A 16,471-nucleotide genomic window follows, 5' to 3' on the forward strand; every position below is an offset into this window, starting at 1 on the left:
TGGGCGCGGCCCAGCGCGTCGCGGGCCCGGTCGCTGGCCTCGGCGACGCCGGGGAGTTCCAGCAGCGGGGCCAGCGGGTCAGCCGTCACAGCTTGCCAACCTATCGGGGAGGCGCGAATGGGCTCAAAATGGGCTGGGAATGGCCTCCAGCAACCGACGGGTGTACTCGTGGCGCGGCCGGGTGAACAGCTCCTCGGTGGGCGCCCGCTCGACCACCCGGCCGGCTCGCATCACCAGGACGTCGTCGGCGATCTGCCGGATCACCGCGAGGTCGTGGCTGATGAACAGGTAGGTCAGGCCCATTTCGGCCTGCAGCTCGGCCAGCAGGTCCAGTATCTGCGCCTGCACGAGCACGTCGAGCGCCGAGACCGCCTCGTCGCACACCAGTATGTCGGGCCGCAGCGCCAGCGCCCGGGCGATCGCCACCCGTTGCCGTTGACCGCCCGACAGCTCGCGGGGCAGTCGCCGCAACACCGACGACGGCAGCGCGACGTGGTCGACAAGCTCGCGCACCGACCGCTCGCGCTGCTTGCGGTCGCCGACGCGGTGGACCCGCAGCGGCTCCTCGATGGCGCGAAAGACCGAATACATGGGATCTAAACTGCTGTAAGGGTTCTGGAACACCGGCTGCATGCGCCGCCGAAACGCCAACGCCGCCTCCCGGTCCAACGCGTCGTCGATTCGGGTGCTGTCGAAAACGACGGTGCCCGAGGTGGGTTTCAGCAGACCCAGCACCATCCGCGCCAGCGTTGATTTTCCCGACCCCGACTCGCCCGCGATCGCCAGGGTGCTCCCCCGGCGCAGCCGAAACGACACGGCGTCGACGGCGCAAAACTCCTCGCGCCGCCACGGCGCCCCGCGCGCCTCCCGGTAGACCTTGGTCAGTTCGGAGGCGACGAGGACGTCCTCGGGGGGTTCGTCCGGGGGGCGCCTCCGGGTTCGGGACGGGCTCGATGTCAGCGACGGGGCCGCGGCCACCAGTCGTCGGGTGTATTCGTGTTGTGGGTCCTGCAGGATGGCTTGCGCGTCACCGGATTCCACCACCGCACCGCGATGGACGACGATCACGGACTCGGCCCGTTCGGCGGCCAACGCCAGGTCGTGAGTGATCAGGAGCAGCGCGGTCCCGAGTTCGGCCGTGAGGCCCTGCAGATGGTCGAGCACCTGCCGTTGCACGGTGACGTCGAGCGCGGAGGTCGGCTCGTCGGCGATGAGCAGCTTGGGCCGTCCCGCCAACCCGATGGCGATCAGCGCGCGTTGGCACATGCCGCCGGAAAGCTGATGCGGGTAGCGGCCGGCCTGTTTGACCGGATCCGGCATGCCCGCCTCGGCCAGCAACTCGACGGCGCGTCGCCGCGCCTCGCGAGTACCGGTGTTCGCCCGCAACGCTTCCCGGACCTGAAAGCCCACTTTCCACACTGGGTTGAGGTTGGTCATCGGATCCTGCGGCACGTAGCCGATGGCGCGTCCCCTGATCGATCGCAGCAGCCGGCGGTCGGCGCGGGTGATGTCGCGTCCGTCGAAAACGATGCGGCCGGCGGAGATTCGGCCGCCGGGCGGAAGCAACCCGAGGATGGCGGCGGCAGTCGTGGACTTCCCCGATCCCGATTCGCCGACCACCGCGACGGTCTGACCGCGCAGCACGGTCAGGTCCACGCCGCACACCGCGGGGGCGTGCGCGCCGAACCTGACTTCCAGGCCCTCGACCGACAGCAGCGGCGCGTCTTGCGTGCTCATGCGCGCCACGCCCGCGACGCCGGGTCCAGGGCGTCGCGCAGAGCGTCACCCATCATCATGAACGCGAGCACCGTAATCGCCAGTGCGCCAGCCGGATAGAACAGGATGGGCGAGCCCGACCGCAACCGGCTCTGCGCCAGGTTGATATCGCCGCCCCACGACACCACCGAAGCCGGCAGGCCGACGCCGAGGTACGACAACGATGCCTCGGTGACGATGAACACCCCGAAGGCGATGGTGGACACCGCGAAAACCGGGCCCAGCGCGTTGGGCAATACATGTCGTACCAGGATCTGAAATTCCCTCAGCCCCAGGGCCTTCGCCGCGAGGACATAGTCGCTGACTCGCACCTCGATCACCGCGCCGCGAGCGACCCTGGCCACCTGCGGCCAGCCGAACAAGGCCAGGATGGCGACCACCGTCCACACCCGGCGGTGGTGCATGACGCCCATGATCACGACGGCGGCCAGCAGCAGGGGCAACCCGAAGATCACGTCGGTGATGCGCGAGACCACGGCGTCGGTCCAGCCGCCGTAGAAGCCGGCCAGCGAGCCCAGCACCCCGCCGACGACGAACACGAGCAGGGTGGCCCCCAGACCCACGGTGACCGAGGCCCGCGCTCCGTAGACGGTCCGCGCGTAGATGTCGTGGCCCTGCAGATCGGTTCCGAACCAATGAGCGGCCGACGGGGGCAGCAGGCTCTGGCCGGGATCGGCGTAGGTGGGATCGATTCCGGTGAACAGCCCCGGAAACAACGCGACGACAACGATGAACGCGATCAGCGCGGCGGCGACGACGAACTTCGGACGCCGGCGCAGGTTGCGCCAGGTGTCGCGCCAAAAGCCGTGACGATCGGGAATGCGCTCAGCCATAACGGATCCGGGGGTCGAGGGCGGCGTAGAGCAAGTCCACCACCAGGTTGGCGACCAGATAGATCACCACCAGCACCGTCACTATCGAGACGACGGTCGGCGCCTCCTGCCGGGTGACGGCCTGATACAACACGCCGCCGACACCGTGAATGTTGAAGATGCCTTCGGTCACGATGGCTCCGCCCATCAGCGACCCGAGGTCGGCGCCGAGGAACGTCACCACCGGTATCAGCGAGTTGCGCAGGATGTGCACCGTCACGACTCGCCGTCGCGACAGCCCTTTGGCGGTCGCGGTGCGGACATAGTCGGCGTGCGCGTTGGCGGACACCGCGGATCGGGTCAGCCGCACCACGTAGGCGAACGACACCGAACCCAAAACGATTCCGGGCAGCAACAATCGCCCGAACGTCGCCCTCTCCCCCACCGTGACGGGCGCGATCCCCAGCCGGACGCCGAACACGAACTGCGCCAAAAAGCCCAGGACGAATATCGGGATCGCGATGATGACGAGGCTGGTGATCAGCACCGCGGAATCGAAGATTCCGCCCTGGCGCAGCCCGGTGATCACACCGATGCCGATTCCCAGCACCGTTTCCACCGCCACCGCGATCAGCGCCAGCCGCAGCGTGACCGGAAAGGCATGGGCCAGAACGGCACTGACCGGCAGCCCGGAATAGGAGCGCCCCAGGTCGCCGTGCAGGATGCCACCCAGGTAGCGCAGGTACTGCAGGATGAACGGATCGTCGAGGTGGTAACGGGCGCGCAGCGCTGCGGCCACCGCGGGGGTCAGGGGACGGTCGCCGGCCATCGCCGCGACCGGATCGCCCGGCAAGAGGAAGACCATACCGTCGATCAGCAGCGTGGCGCCGAAAAAGACCGGCACCATGATGGCGACCCGGCGGGCGATGTACCAACCCATCTCAGCGCTTCACGATGTTCTCGTAGTCGGGCAGGCCGTTCCAGGTGACCCGGACGTTCTTGACCTCCGTCGACCACCCCACCACCCCGATGTCGTCCCAGAGCGGGACAACGGGCATGTCGTGGAACAGGATTCGTTGCGACGCGTTGGCCAGGTCGTCCGACTGCCGAAGGGTGGGCGCGGCCTCGGCGGCCGCCAGCGCCGAGTCGAATTCGGGGTTGGCGTAGCCGACGTCGTTGGAACCGGCGCCGGTGGCGAAGAGCGGGGCGAGGAATTCGATCATTGACGGGTAGTCCCCCTGCCACGCGGCGCGGAACGCGGTCGCGATGGTGTGGTTGGTGATCTGGGTGCGAAATCCGGCGAAGGTCGGCTGCGGTGCCCCGACCGCGTCGATGCCCAGCACGTTCTTGATGCTGTTGGCCACCGCGTCCACCCATTCCTGGTTTCCGGCGTCGGCGTTGTAGGCGATGGCGTACTGGCCACTCCACGCCGAGATCGCGTTGGCCTGCGCCCAGAGTTGCCGCGCGCGATCCGGATCGAAGTTCAGCACGTCGTTGCCCGGTAGGTTCGGGTCGAATCCCGGCAACGACCGCGCGGTGAAGTCGCGCGACGGGGTGCGTGTTCCCATGAAGATCCGCTGACAGATCTGCTCGCGGTTCACTGCGGCCGACAGCGCAAGCCGGCGCAAGCGGCCTTCCTCGCCGCCGAAGTGCGGCAGCCGCAGCGGGGTGTCGAGGCTGTGCTTGACGGCCACCGGGCCGCTCGTGACGTTGCCTCCCAGGTCGCGCTTGTACACCGGCAGCGCGCTCGGCGGAATCGTGTCCAGGACATCGAGATTGCCCGACAACAGGTCGGCGTAGGCGGTGTCGAGATTGGCGTAGAACTCGAACCTCAGCCCCTTGTTGTGGGGCTTGCGGTTGCCGTGGTAGTCGGGGTTGGGCCGCAGATCGATCTTGACGTTGTGCTCCCAGGCGGGCCCGTCCGGGCTGTCGGAAAGCTCATACGGCCCGTTGCCAAAAGGGTTGCGGCCAAACGCCGCGACGTCCCGAAACGCGCCGGCCGGAAGCGGATAGAAGGCGCTGTGGCCCAGCCGGAGAACGAAGTCGATGGTCGGCGCCTTGAGCCGCACGGTGAACTCGAGATCACTGACCACATGCAACCCGGACATGGTGGTGCGCTTTGAATCAGCAGCGGAAACCTCGTCGAACCCGTCGATCGGGCTGAAAAAGCTTTGTTGCAGTTGGGCATTTGTGCTCAAGGCTCCATAGTTCCACGCGTCGACGAACGAGTGAGCCGTCACCGGCGAGCCGTCGGTGAACTTCCAACCGGGCTTGAGGACGATGCGGTAGTCGACGTTGTCGGGGGTCTCGATCGACTGGGCGACCTCGTTGGCTGGGTTTCCGGCGGCGTCGTAGGACACCAGGCCGGCGAAGAGCCGGTCGATGATCCGGCCGCCATTGCTGTCGTTGGTGCTGGTCGGCACCAGCGGGTAGGGCGGTTCCCCGCCGTTTACCAGCACCAGATCGGGGCTCAAGACGCCGCCGCCACAGCCGGCCGCCAGCATTCCGGCTGCAAGAACGGCCAGCGCGGCAAGCATCCGACGCATGTCAGCGACCCTAAGGCCTGCGGCGCCGCCCGCCGAACGGGGCGCGCGCCGCGACTAGGACGGCGACGTGACCTCGCACGAAGTCGGCGTTCAGGTTGGATATCGGGCGGCGATGTTCGGCATTCCGGCGATCGGCTGGGTCTGTCTGATAGCCGGGTTACGCGCCCGCAACCGAGCGCTCCCCGTCAGCACCGGTTCCGCGTACCGCCGGCGCCGCCGATGGCGTATCCACTGCAGCCGCGACCCGCAAAGTGGGCCACCACGCTCATCATCGTCGGTGAGCACTGCTGACCCTGGGCGCGTTGGGAATCGCCGGAAATCTCGCGCGCCCACGCAACGCGAGCCCGTTCGACACTGACAAGTCGATGCGGGTGGGCCAGCGCATCGAACAAAATGCCTTTCTCGCAAGGTCTTTCAAATCAAGGCCGGACAACGACTGCGCCAACCCGACGAATACCTATGAACTGGCCTTCAAAGTTGGTCCCTCGACGACCTGCCCGGACGGCGGCACGGACAAAACACGATGCCCGCCCGCCGACAGGACCATCGCTTACCCGACCCGGGAGCGCGTCTACTGCCTGGCACGAACCGATTCCTGATCAGAGCGCGATCAGCCCGCGGTGACGGGATGGACCTCCAGCCGGCAGGCGTCGATGGTGGCCGGCACGGTGAACACCTGCACGATGTCGGGAGGGCTGACGACCAGGTCGGTGTAGCCGGGGCAGGGGTTGCCGGCGGCGTCGACGGCCATGCCCTCCACCCCCTCCACAATGGCCTGCGCCTGCGTCGACAGCGACACCGTGACGGTCGGCGGAACTTCGACGCCGGAGGGCAGCCCACCCATGTACCCGCGCGGCGTCCGCTGGGCGTGAATGGGCGGCCCGCCGGTCCCCGAGTCGACGCCCGGATAACCGGTGAGCGTGCACGGGTCGGCGCCACCCGCGAGGGCGAACAGCAGCGTGACGCTGCGGTGGCCGACCGCGCCCTGAGTCGGGGAAGCGCTGACGGCGATCTGTTCCGACCAGCATGGCGTCGGCTGGTCGACGATGTCGGCCGGCTCCGCCCACGCCGAGGGGCCCTGCATCCCCAGGATCATCGTCGCCGCGTAAGTCGTTGCGGCCGCGGCGAAGTTGCGGGCTAATCGGCGCGCGCGCCGCCCATGCGGTCCCGGCACATCGGTGATTATCCGGCATGGGGCCGCGTTTGACCCCGGATTGGGCAGCGGCTTTTCACCTCGAAGGTCTAGGCTCACTGACGGTTGACGAGCCTCGACGCTAGGAGGAATCCAGTGACCGCCACCCACACCGAGGGCCCGACGTCGTATCCGCCGCCGGCGCAGTTCGCCGAGCAGGCCAACGCGGGTGAGGAGCTGTACCGCGAGGCCGAGCAGGACCGGCTGGCGTTTTGGGACAAGCAGGCCAAGCGCCTCTCTTGGTCGACGCCGTTCACCGAGATCCTGGACTGGTCGGAGGCACCCTTCGCCAAGTGGTTCGCCGACGGCAAGCTCAACGTCGCCTACAACTGCGTGGACCGCCACGTGCAGGCCGGCCTCGGGGATCGGGTCGCCATCCACTGGGAGGGCGAACCGGGCGACAGCCGCAGCCTGACCTATGCCGATCTACAGACCGAGGTGTGCAAGGCGGCCAACGCGCTGACCGACCTCGGTCTGGTCGCCGGCGACCGGGTCGCCATTTACATGCCGTTGATCCCCGAGGCCGTCATCGCGATGCTCGCCTGCGCGCGCCTGGGCATCATGCACAGCGTCGTGTTCGCCGGTTTCACCGCCAAGGCACTCCGCGCGCGGATCGCCGACGCCCAGGCCAAGCTGCTGATCACCACCGACGGGCAGTTCCGCCGCGGCAAGCCGGTGCCGCTGAAGGACGCGGCCGACGAGGCCATAGCGCCGGGCCCCGACGGCGCCAGCTCCGTCGAGCGCGTTCTGGTGGTGCGGCGCACGGGAATTGACGTGTCCTGGAACGATGATCGCGACCTGTGGTGGCACGAAGCGGTCGACTCGGCGTCGCCCGAACACACCCCGGAGCCTTTCGACGCCGAGCAGCCGCTGTTCCTGCTGTACACCTCGGGCACCACCGGCAAGCCCAAGGGCATCGTCCACACCAGCGGCGGCTATCTGACCCAGTGCTCCTACACGCACTACTACGTCTTCGACGTCAAGCCCGAAAGCGACGTCTTCTGGTGCACGGCCGACATCGGCTGGGTCACCGGGCACACCTATGGTGTCTACGGTCCGCTGTCCAACGGGGTGACCGAGGTTCTCTACGAGGGCACGCCCGACTCGCCCACCCAGCACCGGCATTTCGAGATCATCGAAAAGTACGGCGTGACAATCTATTACACCGCACCCACGCTCATCCGCACGTTCATGAAGTGGGGCCGCGAGATTCCCGACGCGCACGACCTGTCCAGCCTGCGACTGCTGGGGTCGGTCGGCGAACCGATCAATCCCGAGGCGTGGCGCTGGTACCGCAAGGTGATCGGCGCCGACAGCCTCCCGGTCGTCGACACCTGGTGGCAGACCGAAACGGGCGCCGCGATGATCACCCCGCTGCCGGGAGTCGCCGCGGCCAAACCGGGTTCGGCGATGAGGCCGTTGCCGGGCATCTCGGCCAAAATCGTCGACGACCACGGCGATCAGATCCCGCCGGGCAACGACAAGGGCGAGCACGTCAGCGGCTACTTGGTCCTGGACCGGCCGTGGCCGTCCATGCTGCGCGGCATCTGGGGCGATCCGGAACGCTATGTCGAGACCTACTGGTCCAGGTTCGGCGAGCAGGGCTGGTACTTCGCCGGCGACAGCGCCTATTACGACGCCGACGGCGCCATCTGGGTGGTGGGCCGCATCGACGACGTGATGAACGTTTCGGGGCACCGGCTTTCGACCGCCGAGGTGGAATCGGCGCTGGTCGGCCATATCGCGGTGGCCGAGGCGGCCGTGGTCGGCATGACGGACGAAACCACCGGCCAGGCCATCTGCGCGTTCGTCGTCTTGTGCGCCGACTTCGAGGTGCACGACGGGATCGTGGACGAGCTGCGCGTGGAGGTGGCCCGGGAGATTTCGCCCATCGCCAAGCCCCGCGAGGTCCATGTGGTGCCCGAGCTGCCCAAGACCCGCAGCGGCAAGATCATGCGCCGGCTGCTGCGCGACGTCGCCGAAAACCGCGAGCTGGGCGACACGTCGACGCTGCTGGACCCCGGCGTGTTCGACGCGATCAGGGGTGGGAAGTAGGTCACTGTAGTTCGGGCGCTCACGCCGGCAGCGGCACGAATCCCGCACCCGGCCGGTGCTTGGCGTTGATGTCGGCGAGGTCGGCGTTGATCGACATCACCACCGCCGGGGTGTGCAGCGGGATGTACTTGATGATGCACGTCGGCAGGTTGTCGCTGAACGCCCCGTGAATCATGCCGACCAGCAGGTTGTTGACGGTCACCGGCGCCCCGGAGTCACCCGGTTGGCCGCACACCTGCATGACGATGGTGCCCGGGTCCTGGCCCGGCCCCCAGGTGACACCGCACGAATTGCCGGTCGTGCGGCCCTGCTTGCAGGCAATCTGGCCGAAGGCCGGATCCGGACCGATGCCGCTGATCACAAAGCCGTTGTAGTCGGCCACCGGCGCCACCTTGGCCGGATCGAATTTGATCACCGCGTAGTCGAGGACGTCGTTGCCCGAGACCATGACGCCCAGCGGGCCCCTGTTCTGGGCGGCCTCGGCTGCGACCTGCGCGCCCGGACTGCCACAGTGCGCCGAGGTGAAGCCGATCATCTCGCCGGCGGCATCGGTGCCGATCGTCGTCAGGGTGCACATCGTGTCCCCGTTGATGACGATGCCGGCCCCGCCACCCATCGGGACCCTGTCGTCGGCGGTTGCGTTGGCGGGGACGCTCATAAGTGTCACCAGTACGGCCACCATCGCCGCTTTATAGCAACGACAGGCCGTCTGCAAAGCAACACCCCCATTGAGCGGTCCGACATCCCGAGCGGCTTGGTCAGTCTAGTCGGCTAGGGTGGCGGATTCGCTCAGGTCGGATAGGTCCGATAGCCCAGCCGCGGCCCCTGCGATATTCCTTTCCCGCTCAAGGGGATCCATCACCCGACATCCGCGGCGGCGGCGGCTTGGCCGTCCGGACGCCGAACTCCGCGGTCCCGCGTCGCCCCCGCCGAGACCGGCGCCGGGCTTCGACTGGCGTTCAGCTGGCCTCGTCTGGCACCGCACCGCATGGCAACATAAACCGCGACGAGAGAACGAGAGGACGGTCCGTGAGCAAAGACGATCGCAATAACGGTGTGCCCAGCACGCTGACCACGATTCCGTTGGCCGACCCGCACGCCAGGCCCGCTGAGCCGTCGATCGGTGAGCTGATCAAAGACGCCACAGCTCAGATGTCCACGCTGGTGCGCGCCGAGGTCGAACTGGCCCGCGCGGAGATCACCCGGGACGTCAAGAAGGGCCTCACCGGCAGCGTCTATTTCATCGCCGCCCTGGTGGTGCTGTTCTACTCCACGTTCTTCTTCTTTTTCTTCCTCGCCGAGCTGCTCGACAACTGGCTGTGGCGCTGGGTGGCGTTCCTGATCGTGTTCGGGATCATGGTGGTCGTCGGCGCCCTCCTCGGGTTACTGGGTTTCTTGAAGGTCCGCCGCATCCGGGGGCCACGGCAGACGATCGAATCGGTCAAGGAGACACGCACCGCGCTCACCCCCGGTCACGACAAGCCCGTCACCGGCGCGAAACAGCTCACCGAGCCCGGCGGCCGGCACACAAGGCCCGACGACGGCACCCCCACCGATCCCTCGGGCTGGTAGATGCCCGCACCAGATCCGTCGGTCACCCGCATCGACGGGCCGTGGCGGCACCTGGACGTGCACGCCAACGGCATCCGGTTCCACGTCGTCGAAGCCCTGCCCGACGGACAAGGTGGCGCCGTTCCGCCCGCAGAGCCCGCTACCGCGCGGCCGCTGGTGATGCTGCTGCACGGTTTTGGATCGTTCTGGTGGTCCTGGCGGCATCAGCTGCGCGGGCTGACCGGAGCGCGCCTGGTCGCGGTCGACCTGCGCGGCTACGGCGGCAGCGACAAGCCGCCCCGCGGCTACGACGGCTGGACGCTCGCCGGCGACACCGCCGGGCTCATCCGTGCGCTCGGGCACTCGTCGGCGACGCTGGTCGGCCACGCCGACGGCGGGCTGGCCTGCTGGGCCACCGCGCTGCTGCATTCACGGCTGGTGCGCGCCATCGCGCTGATCAGCTCGCCGCACCCGGCGGCGTTGCGGCGATCCACGTTGACGCGCCGCGATCAGGGTTACGCGCTGCTGCCGACGTTGCTGCAATACCAGCTGCCCATCTGGCCCGAGCGCCTGCTGACCCGGGACAACGCCGCGGAGATCGAGCGCCTCGTCCGCAGCCGAAGTTGCGCCAAATGGGTTGCGTCCGAGGACTTTTCGCAGACCATCGGTTACCTGCGGACGGCCATCCAGATACCGGCTGCCGCGCACTCCGCGCTGGAATACCAGCGCTGGGCGGTGCGCAGCCAGCTGCGCGGGGAAGGCCGGCGGTTCATGAGGTCGATATGCCAGCAGCTCGGCACGCCGTTACTACACCTGCGCGGTGACGCCGATCCCTACGTGCTTGCCGACCCGGTCGACCACACCCAGCGCTACGCCCCACAGGGCCGCTACATATCCATCACCGGCGCAGGGCATTTCAGCCACGAAGAGGCGCCGGAGGAAATCAACCGGCACCTGATGAAATTCTTCGAGCAGGTGCACGGGCCACGGATCAGCTGACGCAGGACCCGGTCGCGACCTGCTGGGTGGCACCGATCTTGGAGAGCTGACCGGCCACCTCGTCGGCGGTCAGCACGAAGCCGGTCTCGGGGTCGTCGACGGCAGCGCCGAACACGACACCGAGCACGTGACCGCTGAGGTCGATCAACGGACCACCCGAATTGCCTTGCTCCACACTGGCTCTGATGGTGTACACGTCGCGGGTGACCGGCGTCGGATCCCGATAGATGTCGGGACCGCTGAGCCTGATGGCCTCGCGAATCCTGGCAGGAGTCGCGGTGAAGTTGCCGCCGCCCGGATAACCCAGCACTACAACGCTTTCGCCGCTTTTCGCCTCGGCCTGGGCGAAGGCCAACGGCGGCGGCGGCAGGTTCGGGACGGCGAGGATCGCGATGTCGACCGACGGATCGTAGGACACCACCGTCGCATCAAAGGGGTTGCCGCTCGCGTAGACCTGGACGCTGTTGGACCCGGCGACCACGTGCGCATTGGTCATCACCCGATCGGGCGCGACCACAAATCCGCTGCCCTCCAACACCTTTTGGCAGCTCGGCGCCAGGCTGCGCACCTTGACGACGCTCGGCGCGGTGGCCGTCACCGCCGGGTTGTTGGCCAGGGCGGGGTCCGGGGACGCGACCGGAATCACCGGGGTGCGGCTGAACGGCTCCAGGACCTGAGGCAGGCCCGAGGTGTTCAACAGCGCCGACAATCGCTTGGGCACCGTCTTCAGCCAGGGCGGCGCGACCTCGTTGACTTGCGCGAGCACCCGCGAGCCCCGGACCGCGGCGGCGAGTTCGGGCTGGTCCTTGGACTGGGTCAGCGGTGTGGCCAGCAGCCACGCCGCGGTCAGCACCACCACCAGCTGGACGCCCACGCCGATGACTGAGTCGACGGATCGGATTGTGCGGCTGCGGATTGCGCCGCGAACGGCCCGTCCCAGCACCACGCCGGCGACCTCACCGACGACGACCAGCGCGAGGATCAGGAACAGCGCGGTGAAAAGTTTGGCGCGGGGCGCGGCGATGTGGCTGACAATGTGGGGGGCCAGCAGCACTCCGGCGATGGCCCCGAGCAGCACGCCGACAAACGACAACAGGGAACCCAGCGCCCCCGAACGCCAGCCGGAGATGGCCGCGATGAAGGCGACCGCCAGGACGGCGATGTCCAGCCACTGCGACGGGCTCATCGAGTTCATGTTCATCGGCGGGGCCCGCCCTCGTCGCCGACCAGCACCATCGCCTCGTCCAGCTCGCGCACGTCGTCGGTGTCCCAGGGCTGGGCCCAGCCGGCGACATCGAGCATGGCCGAGATCACCTGGCCGGTGAATCCCCAGACCAGCATTTCGTTCAGCAGAAACGCCGGGCCGGCCCAACGGCGCCCGAGGTTGCCCCGGTAGACCATCAGCCGGTTGTCCGGATTGATGAAGGCGCGTAACGGAACTCGCGCCACGATCGCCGTTTCGGCCTCGTTGACCACCGACACCGGGCCGGGGTCGGGCGAGTACGCCAACACGGGGACGACGTGGAACTGTGACGGCGCGATGAACGTCCGTTCCATCGTGGCCAGCGGATGCAGCCGGCCGATGTCGATTCCGGTTTCTTCGTGCGCCTCGCGCAGTGCGGTGGCCACCGGACCGTCGTCGGCGGGATCGGAGGCACCGCCGGGAAAGGCCGCCTGGCCGGCGTGGTGGCGCAAGGTCGAGGCGCGCACGGTGACCAGCAGGTCGGCATCGTCGGGGATGCCCCCGTCGGTCGGTGCGGATTCCGGACCCGAGAACAACACCAGAACGGCGGCTTCGCGGCCGTCACCGCGCAAGGACGCCAGCGATGACGCGGCCTTGGTGGTCACCATCGCGAGCAGGTCGGCCGGCAGCCGGAGCCGATACGCGTCGGGGATCTGCTCGACGTTGTCGACCAGCGGACGCAACCAGGGCGGTGACACGTCGGGTATCAGCGGAACGGTCCACCGCGAGCGGGAGGTGCCCCCAGAACTCACGGCGCCTCCCTCGGTCCAGTCAATCTGCCTATCCGGCGTCGTTTCCGACCGCAGCCGCGATCTCGTCGGCACTGGCGAAAGGCCGCGGCAGTATCTGCGCAACGCTACCGTCCGGCCGGAGGACGACCGTCGCAGGCATCACATTTACCACACGCAGCGCGGCCGCGACCCGACGACGGCCGTCCTGCAGGGTCGGCAGCCGAACACCCAACTCCGCCAACCGCAGTAACGCCGCCGCCTCGTTCTCGTCTTGGTGGACCGTCACCACCAACACGTCCGACCCGACCCGTCGCTGATACTCGGCCATCGCGGGAAGTTCGGCCGCGCACGGCGCGCACCAATACGCCCAGAGATTAAGGACTACCCGGTGTCCGGCCAGCGCGCGGGCGACGTCGACGGGCGAACCATCGGCAGCGCACTCCACCGTCACATCGCGCAGCGCCGCGGGGCCTGCGCCCCCGCCCCCGGCAGGGCAGGGTGGCAGGTCGGCGCGCTCGCGGGGACTCGCCAGCGCGGCCGGTGTGTCAGCGTCCCGGTGCTCCCGCGAGGCGGGAGTCTGGGTCGTCGCGGGCGGCGCGGAACTGTCGCGCAATTGGGCCACCAACGCCGCCACCAACGCCACCACCACCGCCAGGATCGCGATGGTCCACCGCGTCGTCCGGGTCAACGTCTCCCGCCCCGGTATTAGAGCCCCGCCAGGGCCAGCAGGTGCTCGGTTTCCGGGCCCTGGACGAGCGGCGCGGCGAGCATCGGTTCTGTCGGACCGAGTCCGAAGGACGGGCAGTCCTTGGCAAGGATGCAGGCGCCGCACGCCGGTTTGCGCGCGTGGCACACGCGGCGGCCGTGGAAGATGACCCGGTGGCTCAACATGGTCCACTCCCGGCGCTCGATCAGTTCGCCCACCGCGTGCTCGATCTTGACCGGGTCCTTCTCAGCGGTCCAACGCCACCGGTGCATCAACCGCGAGAAATGGGTGTCGACGGTGATTCCCGGGATGTCGAAGGCGTTGCCGAGTATGACGTTGGCGGTCTTGCGGCCCACCCCGGGCAGGGTGACCAGCTCGGCCATGGTCGACGGCACCTCGCCGTCGAACCGTTCGACGAGGGCCTGCCCCAGCCCGATGAGCGAGGCCGCCTTGTTGCGGAAGAAGCCAGTGGGACGGATGAGGTTTTCCAGTTCGGCCCGATCAGCTTGCGCAAAATCCAGCGCGGAGCGGTATCGCTTAAACAACGCCGGCGTCGTCAAGTTGACCCGCTTGTCGGTGCTCTGCGCCGAAAGGATGGTGGCCACCGTCAGCTCCAGCGGCGTCGTGAAATCCAATTCGCAATGGGCGTGTGGAAACGCTTGCGCCAGTGCACGATTCATCCGGCGAGCCCGTCGCACCAACCCGACTCGGGTCTCTTTGGACCAGCGATCGGTGACTACACCGTCGGGCACGGCCGGCGTTGACTTCGAGCGCCCGGATGCCTTTGCCGCAGTCACCTACGACAGAGTACTGATTTCGTGATCTCGCTGAGACCTAAGCCATGTTTACTCTCCTTGTGTCATGGTTGCTGGTGGCGTGCGTTCCCGGGCTGTTGATGCTCGCGACGCTCGGTCTGGGGCGGCTGGAAAAGGAGCTCGCCCACGACACCGTTTCGGCGACCGATGTCGACGACTTCCTCGAGCATGCGGAGGCCATCGATGTGCATACGCTGGCCCGTGAAGGCATGCCCGAGGCGCTGGATTACCTGCATCGGCGCCAAGCCCTGCGGCTGGCCGATTCGCCGCCGGCGCTCCCGCAAACCGGACGTCACGCCAAGCCGGTGTTTGCCACCGACTTTGGTGACCGCGACGAGGCCGGACTACCGACGCGCACGCGGGCCCATTCGCACGTCAATCCGCAATTTAGGGGGACTAGACACGTCGATCGTGTGTAGCGTGGCACGTTGGACACAATTGGCCAGCCTCTAGACTTACGTCACACGAGCAGGGTTGGCCTGCCCGCATCACATTATTGGAAAGCTGAAGAGGCAACGGTGGACGAGATCCTGGCAAGGGCAGGAATCTTCCAAGGGGTTGAGCCCGGCGCGGTCACCGCGCTGACCAAGCAATTGCAACCCGTCGACTTCCCGCGGGGACACACGGTTTTCGCCGAGGGGGAACCGGGCGATCGGCTGTACATCATCGTCTCGGGAAAGGTCAAAATCGGCCGGCGTTCGCCGGACGGCCGCGAGAATCTGCTGACGATCATGGGCCCGTCGGACATGTTCGGCGAATTGTCGATTTTCGACCCGGGCCCACGGACTTCCAGCGCGACCACCATCACCGAAGTTCGAGCGGTGTCCATGGACCGCGACGCGCTGCGGGCGTGGATCGCTGACCGTCCGGAAATCGCCGAACAGCTACTGCGGGTTCTTGCCCGACGGCTGCGGCGGACCAACAACAACCTGGCCGATCTCATCTTCACCGACGTGCCCGGCCGGGTGGCCAAGCAGCTGCTGCAGCTGGCCCAGCGTTTCGGCACCCAGGAAGGTGGCGCGATGCGGGTCACCCACGACCTGACCCAAGAGGAGATCGCCCAACTGGTGGGCGCTTCCCGGGAGACGGTCAACAAGGCGCTGGCCGATTTCGCCCACCGCGGCTGGATCCGTCTGGAGGGCAAAAGCGTGCTGATCTCGGACTCCGAGAGGCTCGCCCGCCGAGCTCGTTGAGCGCCGAGCCTGTAATTTTGCAGGCCCCTACTCGCACTTCTCCTGCAAGATTTCAGTCTCGGCGCAGGTAGTCCAGTTGCGCCTGAACCGACCATTCGGCCGCGTCCCAGAGCTTCTCGTTGACATCGACATAGACGTATTCGACTATCTGGCGGACGGTGGCGTCGTTGCCAAGGTCCCACAGCGCCGCGCGCACCTGCTCCAGACGTTCGTGCCGGTGGGTCAGGTAGCCCGAAGCGACGGTTTCCAGGTCGGCCAACTGCGGACCGTGTCCGGGCAGCACCGTGCGCCGGCCCAAACCGCGTAGCCGCCGCAGCGATTCCAGGTAGTCGGCCAGGCTGCCGTCCTCCTTGTCGATGACGGTGGTGCCGCGGCCCAGCACGGTGTCCGCGGTCAGCACGGCATCGTCGAGCAGGAACGACAGCGAGTCGGCAGTATGGCCGGGGGTCGCCATCACCTTGATCTTGAGGCCGGCCGCATCGATCACCTCGCCGTCGGTCAGCTCACCGCCGAGGCCGCGCAGAAACCCGCTGCCCGCGGACCGGACCGTCGCCCCGGTCAGGTCGACCAGCTTGTCGATGCCGTCGGTGTGGTCGCCGTGGCGGTGGCTGATCAGCACCAGCGCGACGCGGCCCAGCGCGGCAATCCGGGCGATGTGCTCGCCGTCGTCGGGGCCGGGATCCACCACGACCAGCTCGTCGCTGCGCGGGCCGCGCAGCACCCATGTGTTGGTGCCCTCCAGCGTCAGCAGCCCGGGGTTGTCGGCCAACAGCACCGACGCGGTGTCGGTGACCGCCCGCAACCGGCCGTATGCGGGATGGGTCAGCGACTCATCGGTCTCGGTCACGGCCG

General features: G+C 67.8%; 17 protein-coding genes and 1 pseudogene. 6 read left to right on the forward strand and 12 right to left on the reverse strand.

Going from position 1 to position 16,471, the window contains the following annotated elements; genetic code table 11:
• The 5 genes and pseudogenes from JWP83_RS08865 to JWP83_RS08885 form a co-directional block, all read right to left on the reverse strand.
• Positions 1–89 (reverse strand): annotated as a pseudogene (locus tag JWP83_RS08865) (oxidoreductase); the annotation flags it as partial.
• Positions 90–123: 34 nt separating this feature from the next.
• Complete coding sequence (locus tag JWP83_RS08870) at positions 124–1,737, reverse strand: ABC transporter ATP-binding protein (RefSeq protein WP_297728812.1); 1,614 nt, start codon at positions 1,735–1,737, stop codon at positions 124–126.
• Positions 1,734–2,609, reverse strand: coding sequence for an ABC transporter permease (locus tag JWP83_RS08875; protein WP_297728817.1), 876 nt, complete (start codon positions 2,607–2,609; stop codon positions 1,734–1,736). Before JWP83_RS08875 ends, JWP83_RS08870 begins: the two co-directional genes overlap by 4 nt.
• On the reverse strand, positions 2,602–3,528 hold the full coding sequence (locus JWP83_RS08880) for an ABC transporter permease (protein ID WP_297728820.1): 927 nt from the start codon (positions 3,526–3,528) through the stop codon (positions 2,602–2,604). Before JWP83_RS08880 ends, JWP83_RS08875 begins: the two co-directional genes overlap by 8 nt.
• A gap of 1 nt (position 3,529) precedes the next feature.
• On the reverse strand, positions 3,530–5,134 hold the full coding sequence (locus tag JWP83_RS08885) for an ABC transporter substrate-binding protein (RefSeq protein WP_297728823.1): 1,605 nt from the start codon (positions 5,132–5,134) through the stop codon (positions 3,530–3,532).
• Positions 5,135–5,436: 302 nt separating this feature from the next.
• Between JWP83_RS08885 and JWP83_RS08890 the strand changes: the two genes are divergently transcribed.
• Entirely contained in the window at positions 5,437–5,733 is a 297-nt protein-coding gene (locus JWP83_RS08890) for a hypothetical protein (RefSeq protein ID WP_297728827.1), read from the forward strand.
• An 11-nt stretch (positions 5,734–5,744) separates the two neighbouring features.
• Here JWP83_RS08890 and JWP83_RS08895 read toward each other — a convergent pair whose 3' ends face one another.
• Positions 5,745–6,308 carry a DUF4232 domain-containing protein gene (locus JWP83_RS08895; RefSeq protein WP_297728830.1) on the reverse strand — a complete coding sequence of 188 codons (564 nt, stop codon included), beginning with the start codon at positions 6,306–6,308 and terminating at the stop codon, positions 5,745–5,747.
• Positions 6,309–6,422: 114 nt separating this feature from the next.
• Here JWP83_RS08895 and acs point away from each other — a divergent pair, with 114 nt between their 5' ends.
• Entirely contained in the window at positions 6,423–8,381 is a 1,959-nt protein-coding gene (acs, locus tag JWP83_RS08900; RefSeq protein WP_297728833.1) for an acetate--CoA ligase, read from the forward strand.
• 19 nt (positions 8,382–8,400) lie between these two features.
• On the opposite strand, the gene JWP83_RS08905 is transcribed toward acs, so the two are convergent.
• Complete coding sequence (locus JWP83_RS08905) at positions 8,401–9,096, reverse strand: S1 family peptidase (RefSeq protein ID WP_297728836.1); 696 nt, start codon at positions 9,094–9,096, stop codon at positions 8,401–8,403.
• Positions 9,097–9,410: 314 nt separating this feature from the next.
• On the opposite strand from JWP83_RS08905, the gene JWP83_RS08910 reads away from it, so the two are divergent.
• Positions 9,411–9,953 (forward strand): phage holin family protein, encoded by a 543-nt coding sequence (locus JWP83_RS08910; RefSeq protein WP_297728839.1) that lies wholly within the window; start codon positions 9,411–9,413, stop codon positions 9,951–9,953.
• Positions 9,954–10,931 (forward strand): alpha/beta hydrolase, encoded by a 978-nt coding sequence (locus JWP83_RS08915; protein ID WP_297728843.1) that lies wholly within the window; start codon positions 9,954–9,956, stop codon positions 10,929–10,931. It abuts the gene before it with no gap.
• On the opposite strand, the gene marP is transcribed toward JWP83_RS08915, so the two are convergent.
• The 4 genes from marP to nth are packed head-to-tail and all read right to left on the reverse strand — an operon-like array spanning position 10,924 to position 14,291.
• Positions 10,924–12,117, reverse strand: a complete 1,194-nt coding sequence (marP, locus tag JWP83_RS08920; protein WP_297728846.1) for an acid resistance serine protease MarP — start codon at positions 12,115–12,117, stop codon at positions 10,924–10,926. The genes JWP83_RS08915 and marP overlap by 8 nt on opposite strands.
• 11 nt (positions 12,118–12,128) lie before the next feature.
• A complete protein-coding gene (locus tag JWP83_RS08925) occupies positions 12,129–12,950 on the reverse strand; it encodes a CoA pyrophosphatase (RefSeq protein ID WP_297728985.1) in 822 nt (273 codons plus the stop codon).
• 4 nt (positions 12,951–12,954) lie between these two features.
• Positions 12,955–13,593 (reverse strand): TlpA disulfide reductase family protein, encoded by a 639-nt coding sequence (locus JWP83_RS08930; protein WP_297728849.1) that lies wholly within the window; start codon positions 13,591–13,593, stop codon positions 12,955–12,957.
• A 17-nt stretch (positions 13,594–13,610) separates the two neighbouring features.
• On the reverse strand, positions 13,611–14,291 hold the full coding sequence (gene nth / locus JWP83_RS08935) for an endonuclease III (protein WP_297728988.1): 681 nt from the start codon (positions 14,289–14,291) through the stop codon (positions 13,611–13,613).
• 161 nt (positions 14,292–14,452) lie between these two features.
• Between nth and JWP83_RS08940 the strand changes: the two genes are divergently transcribed.
• Together JWP83_RS08940 and crp are read left to right on the forward strand one after the other, a co-directional pair.
• Positions 14,453–14,845: a hypothetical protein gene (locus JWP83_RS08940; RefSeq protein WP_297728852.1), complete on the forward strand. Its 393-nt coding sequence runs from the start codon at positions 14,453–14,455 to the stop codon at positions 14,843–14,845.
• Between the two features lie 99 nt (positions 14,846–14,944).
• Entirely contained in the window at positions 14,945–15,619 is a 675-nt protein-coding gene (gene crp, locus JWP83_RS08945) for a cAMP-activated global transcriptional regulator CRP (protein WP_036465140.1), read from the forward strand.
• A 52-nt stretch (positions 15,620–15,671) separates the two neighbouring features.
• On the opposite strand, the gene JWP83_RS08950 is transcribed toward crp, so the two are convergent.
• Positions 15,672–16,466 carry an MBL fold metallo-hydrolase gene (locus JWP83_RS08950; protein ID WP_297728890.1) on the reverse strand — a complete coding sequence of 265 codons (795 nt, stop codon included), beginning with the start codon at positions 16,464–16,466 and terminating at the stop codon, positions 15,672–15,674.
• Positions 16,467–16,471: the final 5 nt, after the last annotated feature.

Origin of the sequence: Mycobacterium sp. (genome assembly GCF_025965855.1) — a bacterium.
In the GTDB taxonomy this organism is placed as follows: domain Bacteria; phylum Actinomycetota; class Actinomycetes; order Mycobacteriales; family Mycobacteriaceae; genus Mycobacterium.